Annotated in this window: 14 protein-coding genes and 1 pseudogene; all 15 read left to right on the forward strand. The window is 40.8% G+C overall.

Annotation, left to right across the window (positions count from 1 at the left end):
• Positions 1 to 259: 259 nt before the first annotated feature.
• Positions 260 to 943: a tRNA (adenosine(37)-N6)-threonylcarbamoyltransferase complex dimerization subunit type 1 TsaB gene (tsaB, locus tag CJ239_RS01445; RefSeq protein ID WP_102210293.1), complete on the forward strand. Its 684-nt coding sequence runs from the start codon at positions 260 to 262 to the stop codon at positions 941 to 943.
• The gene (rimI, locus tag CJ239_RS01450; RefSeq protein WP_102210294.1) at positions 940 to 1,377 is read left to right on the forward strand and encodes a ribosomal protein S18-alanine N-acetyltransferase; all 438 of its coding nucleotides are present in this window, start codon (positions 940 to 942) and stop codon (positions 1,375 to 1,377) included. Before tsaB ends, rimI begins: the two co-directional genes overlap by 4 nt.
• The gene (gene tsaD, locus CJ239_RS01455; RefSeq protein ID WP_102210295.1) at positions 1,367 to 2,377 is read left to right on the forward strand and encodes a tRNA (adenosine(37)-N6)-threonylcarbamoyltransferase complex transferase subunit TsaD; all 1,011 of its coding nucleotides are present in this window, start codon (positions 1,367 to 1,369) and stop codon (positions 2,375 to 2,377) included. Before rimI ends, tsaD begins: the two co-directional genes overlap by 11 nt.
• Positions 2,378 to 2,480: 103 nt before the next feature.
• Positions 2,481 to 3,344 (forward strand): Rgg/GadR/MutR family transcriptional regulator, encoded by an 864-nt coding sequence (locus CJ239_RS01460; protein ID WP_102210296.1) that lies wholly within the window; start codon positions 2,481 to 2,483, stop codon positions 3,342 to 3,344.
• A gap of 230 nt (positions 3,345 to 3,574) precedes the next feature.
• Positions 3,575 to 3,859: a hypothetical protein gene (locus CJ239_RS01465; protein WP_102210297.1), complete on the forward strand. Its 285-nt coding sequence runs from the start codon at positions 3,575 to 3,577 to the stop codon at positions 3,857 to 3,859.
• 227 nt (positions 3,860 to 4,086) lie between these two features.
• Entirely contained in the window at positions 4,087 to 4,782 is a 696-nt protein-coding gene (locus CJ239_RS01470; RefSeq protein WP_102210298.1) for an AzlC family ABC transporter permease, read from the forward strand.
• Positions 4,772 to 5,095 carry an AzlD domain-containing protein gene (locus CJ239_RS01475; RefSeq protein ID WP_102210299.1) on the forward strand — a complete coding sequence of 108 codons (324 nt, stop codon included), beginning with the start codon at positions 4,772 to 4,774 and terminating at the stop codon, positions 5,093 to 5,095. Before CJ239_RS01470 ends, CJ239_RS01475 begins: the two co-directional genes overlap by 11 nt.
• 103 nt (positions 5,096 to 5,198) lie before the next feature.
• Positions 5,199 to 6,029: an amino acid ABC transporter substrate-binding protein gene (locus CJ239_RS01480; RefSeq protein ID WP_102210300.1), complete on the forward strand. Its 831-nt coding sequence runs from the start codon at positions 5,199 to 5,201 to the stop codon at positions 6,027 to 6,029.
• Positions 6,030 to 6,182: 153 nt separating this feature from the next.
• On the forward strand, positions 6,183 to 7,037 hold the full coding sequence (locus CJ239_RS01485) for a MetQ/NlpA family ABC transporter substrate-binding protein (RefSeq protein ID WP_102210301.1): 855 nt from the start codon (positions 6,183 to 6,185) through the stop codon (positions 7,035 to 7,037).
• Positions 7,038 to 7,133: 96 nt separating this feature from the next.
• Entirely contained in the window at positions 7,134 to 8,507 is a 1,374-nt protein-coding gene (locus CJ239_RS01490; protein ID WP_102210302.1) for a M20/M25/M40 family metallo-hydrolase, read from the forward strand.
• The gene (locus CJ239_RS01495; protein ID WP_102210303.1) at positions 8,500 to 9,561 is read left to right on the forward strand and encodes a methionine ABC transporter ATP-binding protein; all 1,062 of its coding nucleotides are present in this window, start codon (positions 8,500 to 8,502) and stop codon (positions 9,559 to 9,561) included. The genes CJ239_RS01490 and CJ239_RS01495 overlap by 8 nt, the downstream gene beginning before the upstream one ends.
• A gap of 1 nt (position 9,562) precedes the next feature.
• The gene (locus CJ239_RS01500; protein WP_102210304.1) at positions 9,563 to 10,255 is read left to right on the forward strand and encodes a methionine ABC transporter permease; all 693 of its coding nucleotides are present in this window, start codon (positions 9,563 to 9,565) and stop codon (positions 10,253 to 10,255) included.
• Positions 10,256 to 10,384: 129 nt separating this feature from the next.
• Positions 10,385 to 11,254 carry a helix-turn-helix domain-containing protein gene (locus tag CJ239_RS01505; RefSeq protein WP_102210305.1) on the forward strand — a complete coding sequence of 290 codons (870 nt, stop codon included), beginning with the start codon at positions 10,385 to 10,387 and terminating at the stop codon, positions 11,252 to 11,254.
• Between the two features lie 183 nt (positions 11,255 to 11,437).
• A complete protein-coding gene (locus tag CJ239_RS01510; protein ID WP_102210306.1) occupies positions 11,438 to 12,682 on the forward strand; it encodes a transporter in 1,245 nt (414 codons plus the stop codon).
• 16 nt (positions 12,683 to 12,698) lie between these two features.
• Positions 12,699 to 12,937 (forward strand): annotated as a pseudogene (locus CJ239_RS01515) (ABC transporter permease); the annotation flags it as partial.
• Positions 12,938 to 12,961 lie beyond the last annotated feature (24 nt).

Consider the following 12,961-nt stretch of genomic DNA (forward strand, 5'->3'; position numbering starts at 1 on the left):
AGATGAAGAAGAGAAAATTTATCCTTCTAAAAATGTGTCTTTTATCTAGCATGACTTATCAAACCTTTTACGGAGATCCTTTCAATTTTCTTGTTCACTTTTATATTCGGAAAAGAAAAGGAAAAGTGAAAATTTTTTTAATTTTATTTGCGAATTATTTTTTGTTTAAGTATAGGCATTTTGTTTGGGGATAAAGAAAATTCCCATGTGCCAGCTTTTGTAGTATAATAGTAAGCAGACCAAAAGATAGGAATGTGTTATGAAAGTATTAGCTTTTGATACGTCCAGCAAGGCTCTTTCTCTCGCTATTTTAGAGGACAAGCAGGTTCTTGCCGAGACGACGATTAATATCAAGAAAAATCACAGTATTACCCTCATGCCTGCCATCGATTTTTTGATGGCAAGTTTGGATTGGACACCCAAGGATTTGGACCGAATCGTGGTGGCGGAAGGACCAGGTAGCTACACAGGTTTACGAATTGCGGTGGCGACTGCCAAAACTCTAGCTCATACTCTGAACATTGAGTTAGTTGGTATGTCAAGTCTCTTGGCTCTGGTGCCCTACCAGCAAGAAGGTTTGTTCGTTCCTTTGATGGATGCACGTCGTAATAATGTTTACGCAGGATTTTATGAAAATGCTAAACCTGTCATGCCAGAAGCGCACCTTTCCTTTGAGAGAGTGATTGAGCTAATCAAGGGTGCTAGTCAGGTTACCTTTGTCGGAGAAGTCGGCCCTTTTGTTGAGCAGATTCAAGAACACTTGCCAAGGACTAATTATAAAGAAACCTTGCCAAATGTAGCTAATCTAGCTCTCTGGGCCTGGGACAAGGAAGCAGACTCCTTGCACGACTTTGTGCCTAACTACCTCAAACGTGTCGAGGCTGAGGAAAACTGGCTCAAGAACCATACCGAGTCTGGTGAGTCTTACATTAAACGCCTATGATTGAGATTAAACGAATCCAAGGACAGCCTGATTTGGCTCAAGTCATCTACGCTGTCATGGCAGCTGTTTATCCAGTTAGTCCTTGGACGCTGGAACAAATCCAAGCAGACCTGGCTCAAGACCAGACTTGGTATGCTCTGGCTTGTGATGGAACAGAAGTGATTGGCTTTCTAGCTGTGCAGGAAAATCTATTTGAAGCAGAAGTCCTGCAAATCGCTGTCAAACAAATCTATCAGGGTCAGGGAATTGCGTCAGCCTTGTTTGATCAATTGCCGACAGACAAGGAGATTTTCCTCGAAGTTAGAAAGTCGAACCACCGAGCGCAAGCATTTTACAAGAAAGAACAGATGGCGGTCATCGCTGAGCGAAAGGCCTACTACCATGACCCAGTCGAGGACGCCATTATCATGAAGAGAGAAATAGATGAAGGATAGATATATTTTAGCATTTGAGACATCCTGTGATGAGACCAGTGTCGCCGTACTGAAAAACGACGATGAGCTCTTGTCCAATGTCATTGCTAGTCAAATTGAGAGTCACAAACGTTTTGGGGGCGTAGTGCCGGAAGTAGCCAGTCGTCACCATGTTGAGGTTATTACAGCCTGTATCGAGGAGGCGTTAGCCGAAGCAGGGATTACCGAAGAGGATGTTACAGCTGTGGCGGTTACCTATGGACCGGGCTTAGTTGGAGCTCTGTTAGTTGGTTTGTCAGCCGCCAAGGCCTTTGCTTGGGCACATGGACTTCCACTGATTCCCGTTAACCACATGGCTGGACACCTCATGGCAGCCCAGAGTGTGGAGCCTTTGGAGTTTCCCTTGTTAGCTCTCTTGGTTAGCGGTGGACACACAGAGTTGGTTTATGTTTCTGAGGCTGGTGATTACAAGATTGTTGGAGAGACGCGAGATGATGCGGTTGGTGAGGCCTATGATAAGGTCGGCCGTGTCATGGGTTTGACCTATCCTGCAGGTCGTGAGATTGACGAGCTAGCTCATCAGGGGCAGGATATTTATGATTTTCCTCGTGCCATGATTAAGGAAGATAATCTGGAGTTTTCATTCTCAGGTTTGAAATCGGCCTTTATCAATCTTCACCATAATGCCGAGCAAAAGGGAGAGGGCTTGTCAACAGAGGATTTGTGTGCTTCCTTCCAAGCAGCAGTTATGGACATTCTCATGGCTAAAACTAAGAAGGCTTTGGAAAAATATCCCGTTAAAACCCTAGTCGTGGCAGGTGGTGTGGCAGCCAATAAAGGTCTCAGAGAACGCCTAGCGGCCGAAATCACAGATGTCAAGGTCATCATCCCACCACTGCGTCTTTGTGGAGACAATGCAGGAATGATTGCCTATGCCAGCGTCAGCGAGTGGAACAAAGAAAACTTTGCAAGCTTGGATCTCAATGCCAAACCAAGTCTCGCTTTTGATACTATGGAATAAGGAGTCAGCTTAAGGCTGGCTTTTTTGCCCTCTTAAATATCAGAATATTTTGACAAATAATTGTAAATAATGATATAATATATACAGAATAGGAGGTGGTCAGATGATTGAGAGAATGGAATTGGGAGAATTTTACAAGGAATTGCGCTTGGCGAGAAAGCTCAAGCAGTCAGATGTGGCTTGTGCTGGACTAACAGCTTCTCAGTTGTCCAAGTTTGAACTAGGGCAGTCTATGCTATCTGCGGACAAGCTGATCTTAGCCATCCAAGGAATCAATATGAATTTTGATGAGTTTGGGCACAAGCTCAACAACTATCAAGAATCCCCACATATGCGAATTGGTAGAAGGGTTGTGGATCGCTTTGCCCATCAAGATATCGCTGGCTTAGAGCAACTGTTGGAGGAAGTCGAGCAAGAACAGATGGCGCAGACCTATCGTCGTTTGAATGCCATTGTGATTAAAAATGCCATCCATTCCTTAAATAAGAGCTATCCTCTAACAGAGGAGGATAGGGAGTTTTTGACCATCTATCTTTACGCTATTGAGTCTTGGACCTGGTTTGAACTCTATCTTTTTTGCAATACAATGCCTTTCTTGAGCAATCAAGATTTGATATTTTTATCAACCTTTTTACTTGAAAAATCCAAGGAATTTAAAGAGTTACTACATAATCGATTGTATATGAAGCAAGGACTCTTAAATATCTTATCAGAGCTCATGGAGCGAAAACTTTTCTCCTATATCCCAATCTTTGAAGTCGAGTTGGAGAGCATGCTACGTCCGTATGATGTTTTTGAGAAAGTATCGTGGCAATTTTTAAAGAAAATGAGTATTTTTCTTCAAACCAAAGGAAGCAATCAAAAAGAGATTGAACACTTTATCCAATCTCTGCAAGTATTAGAAAATCCACAATTGCTAGCCCTTTTTGAATTGCGTTTGAAGCAATACAAAGAACTTATCGATTAGTAAACAATCGCAAATGTGAAATTTCTATAAGAAAAAATATCAAATATGCGATTTTCAAAAATAAGCCAATTTCTGTGTTATACTGTCCTTGTAAAGCACTTGAAGCAAATCCTAAGTCGCAGAAGTGGTTTATAGATGGGAATTCGGACAGTATATGTTTAATTATGAGCATACTATAAATGGCTGGATTAAAAGTGAAACTTGGCGTCCTAGATAAAATGAGGTAAACGATGGAAAAACAAAGTCAGTTACAAATGTTGATTCATTCCCTGTACAATAATAAAGAAATTAGCTTGACGGAAGATTTTAGGAAGCAATTGCTGGAAACAGCGAAACAGTTCTCTAGTACTAGTGAAGATTTGCTAGCTACGCGTCTCTCTTTTGCCGTCTCTAAAGAATTGTTGGGTTTTAAAGGTGAACCACCGACAGAGTTGTTGGATTTAGCAAAATTTGTCCAAAAGAAAGAAGCTAAATACAAGCAGGGAATAGTGTGGTCTGGTATTTTTAAGACATGATTCATTATAGAATACGGCATGAACATTGCATAATGGATGAATCTGAATATGAGCAAGACTTGGATTTCAATGCCAAACCAAGTCTTGTTTTTGATACACTGGAATAAAATGGAGTCTGTCTGATTACAATCAGCAGACTTTTTTCTCTTTCCTGAATGTGTTATAATAGTCCGTACTGTGGCTGGAACCGATTCAGCCTACTTATTAAGACAAATATGAGGAGAAAGATGAAAGAAAAAGGATTTTGGGAGGGGGCGCAGGCAGCCATGCCAACGGCCCTGGGTTATGTCAGTATCGGGCTGGCCTGTGGAATTATCGGTGCGCCCTATGTGACACCTGTTGAGATGGGCTTGATGAGCCTCTTTGTTTATGCTGGGAGTGCCCAGTTTGCCATGTTGGCACTGATTGCGGTTCAAGCTCCTGTGGCTGCTATTGCCATGACGGTCTTTTTGATTAATTTGCGTCTCTTTTTGTTGAGTTTGCATGCATCGACCTATTTCCGTCATACCAGTCTCTGGCATAATATCGGTATGTCTAGTATCTTGACGGATGAGACTTATGGTGTTTTGATGGGCGAATTGGCCCATACAGACAAGGTCAATCCTATGTGGATGCACGGAAACAATCTTAACAGCTATGTGGCTTGGTTTGTGGGAACAGTTGTCGGAACGGCTCTGGGTGGCCTGTTGCCAAATCCAGAAACCTTTGGTTTAGATTTTGCCCTAGTTGGGATGTTCATCGGCATTTTTGCTTCGCAATTCCAGATTATGCAAAGACGGATTCCTATCCGCAATCTGCTCATTATCCTAGCAGTTGTTGCGGTGTCCTTCTTTTTGCTCTTGACAGTGGTGTCTCAGTCACTAGCTGTTCTGTTTGCGACGCTACTTGGTTGTACTATGGGGGTTGTTTTAGATGGTCAGTAAGTATCTTTTATTAGCAGTGATTTTCTCTGGCTTGGTGACTTGGATTCCCCGTATGATTCCTTTCATCTTGGTCAAGTATAAGGGTTTGCCTGCGATTATTGAGCGTTTTTTGAAGTTCTTGCCCGTTTCTATTATCTTTGCCTTGATTCTTTCAAGCGTAGTGACAGGCAAGGTTGGCAACCTTCCTCAAATCAAATGGCTGGACTTCTTGGCAGTCTTTCCAACCGCTTGGGTAGCCTTTCGCTACCGCAATCTAGTCGGAACAGTTCTCTTTGGAGTTGTCTTGATTGCCGTCCTGCGTTTACTATTTTAAATTAGTCATAAAGAAAACCTATCACAGATATAGATATCATATAATGGCGTAAATTCTCTTTTTCTGTTAAAATTATAAGGTATTCTATTTTGGAGGAAATGACATGAAAAAAATCGTTAAATACTCATCTCTTGCTGCCCTTGCTCTTGTTGCTGCAGGTGTGTTAGCAGCTTGCTCAGGTGGTGCTAAGAAAGAAGGAGAAGCAGCTAGCAAGAAAGAAATTATCGTTGTAACCAATGCTACACCAAAACCATTCAACTATGAAGAAAATGGCGAATTGACTGGTTACGAGATTGAAGTGGTTCGCGCTATCTTTAAGGACTCTGACAAGTATGATGTCAAGTTTGAGAAGACAGAGTGGTCAGGTGTCTTTGCAGGACTTGATGCTGATCGTTACCAAATGGCTGTTAGCAACATCAGCTACACTAAAGAACGTGCTGAAAAATACCTTTATGCAGCTCCAACTGCTAAAAACCCTAACGTTCTTGTAGTGAAAAAAGATGACTCTAGCATCAAATCGTTTGATGATATCGGTGGAAAATCAACAGAAGTTGTTCAAGGGACAACATCTGCTAAACAGCTAGAAGACTACAACAAACAACACTCAGATAACCCAACTGTCCTTAACTACGTTAAAGGGGACTTCCAACAAATCATGGTACGTTTGAGTGATGGTCGATTTGACTACAAGATTTTTGATAAGATCGGTGTTGAAACAGTCATTAAGGACCAAGGTTTGGACAACTTGAAAGTTATCGAACTTCCAAGCGACCAACAGCCTTACGTTTACCCACTTCTTGCTAAAGGTCAAGATGAGTTGAAATCATTTGTAGACAAACGTATCCAAGAACTCTACAAAGACGGAACTCTTGAAAAATTGTCTAAACAATTCTTCGGAGGCACTTATCTACCAGCAGAAGCTGATATTAAATAATTTGTTGAAATCATCCATTCTGAGTAAGGGGGGTGATTTCTCAGTTTTTAGGGATATAGTTTTAAACTATATATCTGGCTATCTAATAACAATTTGTGAAATCAAACAAATTGTGAGATACTAGTACGGTATTATTTTTAAGGAGAAAGAATCATGAAAATCAAAAAATGGCTTGGTGTAGCAGCTCTTGCTACAGTCGCAGGTTTGACTCTTGCAGCTTGCGGAAACTCAGAAAAGAAAGCAGACAATGCAACAACCGTTAAAATCGCAACTGTTAACCGTAGCGGTTCTGAAGAAAAACGTTGGGACAAAATCCAAGAATTGGTTAAAAAAGACGGAATCACTTTGGAATTTACAGAGTTCACAGACTACTCACAACCAAATAAGGCAACTGCTGATGGCGAAGTAGACTTGAACGCTTTCCAACACTACAACTTCTTGAACAACTGGAACAAAGAAAACGGGAAAGACCTTGTAGCGATTGCAGATACTTACATCTCTCCAATCCGCCTTTACTCAGGTTTGAATGGAAGTGACAACAAGTACACTAAAGTCGAAGACATCCCAGCAAACGGAGAAATCGCTGTACCGAATGACGCTACAAACGAAAGCCGTGCGCTTTACTTGCTTCAATCAGCTGGCTTGATTAAATTGGACGTTTCAGGAACTGCTCTTGCAACAGTTGCTAACATCAAAGAAAATCCAAAGAACTTGAAAATCACTGAATTGGACGCTAGCCAAACAGCTCGTTCATTGTCATCAGTTGACGCTGCCGTTGTAAACAATACCTTCGTTACAGAAGCAAAATTGGACTACAAGAAAGCACTTTTCAAAGAACAAGCTGATGAAAACTCAAAACAATGGTACAACATCATCGTTGCGAAAAAAGATTGGGAATCATCACCTAAGGCTGATGCTATCAAGAAAGTTGTTGCAGCTTACCATACAGATGAAGTGAAAAAAGTTATCGAAGAAACATCAGACGGTTTGGATCAACCAGTTTGGTAATAAGAAACAGGGAGGTGGGAGAGAGAATTCCACCTCTTGCTTTTGTATAGAGCATGGATTGTCAGGAAGAGTAGTTCATAGAAAGGTAGAGAGAATATGGTTTTTCCTAGCGAACAAGAACAGATTGAAAAATTTGAAAAAGATCATGTGGCCCAGCATTATTTTGAGGTTTTGCGTACCTTGATTTCTAAGAAATCAGTCTTTGCCCAGCAGGTTGGACTCAAGGAAGTCGCCAATTATCTAGGTGAGATTTTCAAACGTGTTGGGGCTGAAGTGGAGATTGATGAGAGCTATACGGCGCCCTTTGTCATGGCGCATTTCAAGAGTTCGCGTCCAGATGCCAAGACCTTGATTTTCTATAACCACTATGACACTGTGCCAGCGGATGGGGATCAGGTCTGGACAGAGGCTCCTTTTACGCTTTCGGTCCGCAATGGTTTTATGTATGGGCGTGGGGTTGATGACGACAAGGGTCATATCACGGCTCGTTTGAGTGCTTTGAGAAAATATATGCAGCACCATGATGATTTGCCTGTCAACATTAGTTTTATCATGGAGGGAGCGGAGGAATCTGCCTCGACAGACCTGGATAAGTATCTGGAAAAACATGCGGACAAACTCCGTGGGGCAGATTTGTTGGTCTGGGAACAAGGAACCAAAAATGCCTTGGAACAGCTAGAAATTTCTGGTGGAAATAAGGGGATTGTGACCTTTGATGCCAAGGTAAAAAGCGCTGATGTCGATATCCATTCTAGTTATGGTGGGGTTGTAGAATCAGCTCCTTGGTATCTCCTCCAAGCCTTACAGTCTCTTCGTGCTGCAGATGGCCGTATCTTGGTTGAAGGCTTGTACGAAGAAGTACAAGAGCCAAATGAACGAGAATTAGCCTTGGTGGATACTTATGCCCAACGAAATCCAGGGGAAATCAGCCAGATTTATGGTTTGGAATTGCCTCTTTTACAAGAGGACCGTGCAGCCTTCCTAAAACGTTTCTTTTTTGAGCCAGCTCTTAATATCGAAGGGATTCAGTCAGGTTATCAAGGGCAAGGAGTTAAAACGATTTTGCCTGCAGAAGCTAGTGCCAAGCTAGAAGTTCGTTTGGTTCCTGGCCTAGAACCGCATGATGTTCTGGAAAAAATTCGGAAACAGCTAGACAAAAATGGCTTTGATAAGGTAGAATTATACTATACCTTAGGAGAGATGAGCTATCGAAGCGATATGAGCGCGCCAGCCATTCTCAATGTCATCGAGTTGGCCAAGAAATTCTATCTACAGGGCGTTTCGGTCTTGCCGACGACAGCTGGGACAGGGCCTATGCATACGGTCTTTGATGCCCTAGAGGTGCCAATGGTGGCCTTCGGTCTAGGAAATGCCAATAGCCGAGACCACGGTGGAGATGAGAACGTGCGAATCGCCGATTACTACACCCATATTGAATTAGTAGAGGAGCTGATTAGAAGCTATGAGTAGAGATATTATCAAGTTAGATCAGATCGATGTGACTTTTCACCAAAAGAAGAGAATCATCACAGCGGTCAAGGATGTGACCATTCACATCCAAGAAGGGGATATCTACGGAATCGTTGGATATTCTGGAGCAGGGAAATCAACCCTTGTTCGGGTGATTAACCTCTTGCAAAAACCATCTGCAGGGAAAATTACCATTGACGATGATGTGATTTTTGATGGCAAGGTGACTTTGACGGCCGAGCAGTTGCGTCGTAAACGTCAGGATATCGGAATGATTTTCCAGCATTTTAACCTGATGAGTCAAAAGACGGCAGAGGAGAATGTAGCCTTTGCCCTTAAACACTCTGGACTCAGCAAGGAAGAAAAGAAGGCGAAAGTAGCCAAGTTGTTGGACTTGGTTGGCTTGGCAGACCGTGCTGAAAACTACCCTTCACAATTATCTGGAGGGCAAAAACAGCGTGTGGCCATTGCGCGTGCCTTGGCCAATGATCCGAAAATCTTGATTTCAGACGAGTCAACTTCTGCGCTTGATCCGAAGACAACCAAGCAGATTTTGGCCTTGTTGCAAGATTTGAACCAAAAATTAGGTTTGACCGTTGTCTTGATTACGCATGAAATGCAGATTGTCAAAGACATTGCCAATCGTGTGGCAGTTATGCAAGATGGGCATTTGATTGAAGAAGGCAGTGTCCTTGAAATCTTCTCAGATCCTAAACAACCTTTGACTCAAGATTTTATTTCAACAGCCACGGGTATTGACGAAGCCATGGTCAAGATTGAGAAGCAAGAAATCGTGCAACACCTGTCTGAAAACAGTCTATTGGTGCAACTCAAGTACGCAGGTGCTTCAACAGACGAGCCACTTTTGAATGAATTGTACAAGCATTATCAAGTGACGGCTAATATCCTTTATGGAAATATCGAAATCCTCGATGGTACTCCTGTTGGAGAATTGGTGGTGGTCTTGTCAGGTGAAAAAGCAGCGTTGGCAGGTGCCCAAGAAGCCATTCGTCAAGCAGGCGTACAACTAAAAGTATTGAAGGGAGGACAGTAAGATGGAATCATTGATTCAAACCTATTTACCAAATGTCTATAAAATGGGTTGGGCTGGTCAAGCAGGCTGGGGAACAGCCATCTACCTAACCCTCTATATGACAGTTCTTTCCTTCATCATCGGAGGGTTCTTGGGGCTTGTTGCAGGTCTTTTCCTTGTCTTGACAGCGCCGGGTGGTGTTTTGGAAAATAAAGTTGTTTTTTGGATTTTGGATAAGATTACCTCTATTTTCCGTGCGGTACCATTTATCATTCTCTTGGCAGTCTTGTCACCCTTCTCTCATCTAATAGTAGGAACAAGCATTGGTCCAAATGCGGCTATTGTACCCCTATCTTTTGCAGTCTTTGCCTTCTTTGCCCGTCAAGTACAGGTGGTATTGGCTGAGCTAGATGGTGGTGTCATTGAGGCGGCTCAAGCTAGCGGAGCGACATTCTGGGATATCGTAGGTGTTTACCTATCAGAAGGCCTTCCAGATTTGATCCGTGTGACGACTGTAACCTTGATTTCACTAGTCGGTGAAACAGCTATGGCCGGTGCGGTTGGAGCTGGTGGTATCGGTAACGTAGCTATCGCTTATGGATTTAACCGCTACAATCACGATGTGACCATCTTGGCAACCATCATTATCATTTTGATTATCTTTACAATCCAATTCTTGGGAGATTTATTGACCAAGAAATTGAGTCATAAGTAAAGAGAACTAGGCCATCTATACATCAATTCACAGGATTTGTCGTATAGCCAAGACTTAAAATTCTCTGTAGTGGTTGCTATCAATTGTTACTTTTATGAGTAAGAGAGTTAAGAATTGTGGGGAGTCAATATGCAAAATCTGGGAGAAGTTTTTAAAGAATTGAGAAAGAGTCGGAATGTATCTCTACAGGAGGCGACGGGAGGAGAGTTTACTTATTCCATGCTGAGCAAATTTGAGCGTGGAGAAGCAGACCTATCATCTATGAAATTGATTACTGCCTTAGATAACATCCACTCTGATTTGAATGAATTTATGTACTTGGTACGTGGTTTTTCTCAGAAAAAGGTTTTGGCTTTTCAAGAAAATCTTTGGGATTTATATGATAGAGAAGGGATTGATTCTCTCCATTCCTTGTATGAAGAGACGACTCAAAAGTATAGATCAAGTGGTGAAACAAGCTATCTTTTACAAATGATTCGTATCAAAAGCCTTCTTGTGTTTTTTGATTCAGAAATAAGAGCAACGGATGAAGAACTGACTTTTCTCTATGACTATTTTTTTACTATTGACATCTGGGGAAATTATGAATTGGAACTATTTTCAACGATTTCTACTTTGTTCCCTCTGCCCCTCTATTTTAAATATTCTAGGGAGATGTTACAAAAGACAGATTTATTAGGCTCTTTACCTAGTAACAAAGTCGGCATTGATACCATTTTGATTAATGGACTCTTTAAAGCGATAGAGGAAAAGGATAAATTAAAAGCAGACTATTTTGTTTTTCAGATTGAAAAACGAGAATTGCCAGAGTCTGAAGCCTATCTTAAAATTATTTATATGATTGCTAAAGGGTATTATGATACTATTTTTAAAGTAGAAAATAAGGGTCTTGAAAAAATCCAGAGAGGCATTACAATCTTACAAGATTTAGAGTATGTAGGTGGTGCAAGATACTATGAAAACTATTTTGCAAATCAGCTTTCAAATAAAGATTTGTAATATATTCCAAATACATCGACCGATGAAAAATAAATAGCCTCGTGGATGGATTGATAATTCTAGTATCTAGAAGCTAGAGTTCCTATTTTCAGAAAAAATATATTACAAAAAAGTGGGGACTCCCGCTTTTTTTGTTAGACTGAATTCAATAGAATACTCTTTGAAATGTGAGAAAGGTCTGTTATGAAATTATTTTTAAAACATCATTTATTTAGGATACTTACCTTATCGAGGTTTTTGAGCTCAAGTGGAGCTTATATTTATAATCTGGTATTTATCGTTTATGCTGCGAGTCTACCCTTTAAAAATATAGCTGTATTTATGGCTAATATGATTACGATTTTACCTTTCCTATTTACTTTTTATGTTGGGATTAAGGCTGATCATACTCGGAATAAAGCAGGGACAATTATCTGGGTTGGTTGTGTGCAAAGTCTGCTATTTCTTTTGATTGCTAGTGTGATTCATGATCAGAACTTAGTAACGTTTGCTGTTATCTGTATGGTTAATATCTGTTCAGATATTTTATCAGATTATACAGCAGGTCTTCGTATGCCGATTATCCAGCATAATATTTCTGAAGATAAGCTCTATGAAGCTTATTCCTTTACTCAGTTTGTTTCCTATTTATCAAATCTAGGAGGTCAAGCCTTAGGAGTGTGGCTACTCACAACCAGCAATCAAAATTTTTCTTTTGTTGCAATTGTGAATGCTGGCTTCTTTTTACTATCTTCTCTCATTTTGTTCAAAAATAGCAGAGAATTGACGCATTTGTCTGTAACGGTAGAGAATGAGCCTATTAGTTTACTTCAACAAGTTAAGACAATCTATGCGGACATGGATAATATATTTAGACAGAGAGAAAGTAAATCATTGTTTAGAATGATCCTTGTCATCTTAGTGATGAATACTTTGGGAGGAGCTGTTGGAGGTATTTATCACTTTTACTTATTAGACCATACTATCTACCATCTCAGCTATGCTCAAGCCCTATTTTTAATTGAATGTGTCAGCTTGGGAGGAGCTATTCTTGGTAGCCTAACTCCCCATGATTATTTTGGGAAATTGTCTTTCTCAAGTTTACTATCGCTCAATGCAATCCTGTTTGTATTACTTGCTACTGCTAATATTTTAGATTTTTCTCCTCTAGTAGGTGTTGTTTGCTTAGCTTTTGTCATGTATTTAATGTCGAAATCAATGCCTAAATTAGATACTCTGTTACTGTCTAATTTGAGTGCGGATGTATTAGCTAGAAGTAATAATCTCTTGAGTATGATTTTTTCCCTAACATTACCCTTAGGGATGTCTATATTTTCTTTCTTAGCTTTACAAGATATCAGGATTTGTTGGTGGGTCTTTTTAGCAGGGAGTGTGATAGGATTCATTTTATCCTTAGAAAAAAGAAGTTTTTCAGGTAAAAAAGTTTAGCCTAGAAAGCTCAGGATTACTAGAAGGTCTGCCAGATTTGATTCGTGTGACGACTGTGACCTTGATTTCCCTTGTTGGGGAAATAGCTATGGCCGGTGCGGTTGGAGCTGGTGGTATCGGTAACGTAGCCATCGCTTATGGATTTAACCGCTACAATCACGATGTAACTATCTTGGCAACCATCATTATCATTTTGATTATCTTTGCAATCCAATTCTTGGGAGACTTCTTGACTAAGTCTTGAGCCATAAATAAAAAGAGCCGTGCGGCTCTTTTTAA

It is taken from the genome of Streptococcus sp. UMB0029 (assembly GCF_002871495.1).
Lineage (GTDB): Bacteria > Bacillota > Bacilli > Lactobacillales > Streptococcaceae > Streptococcus.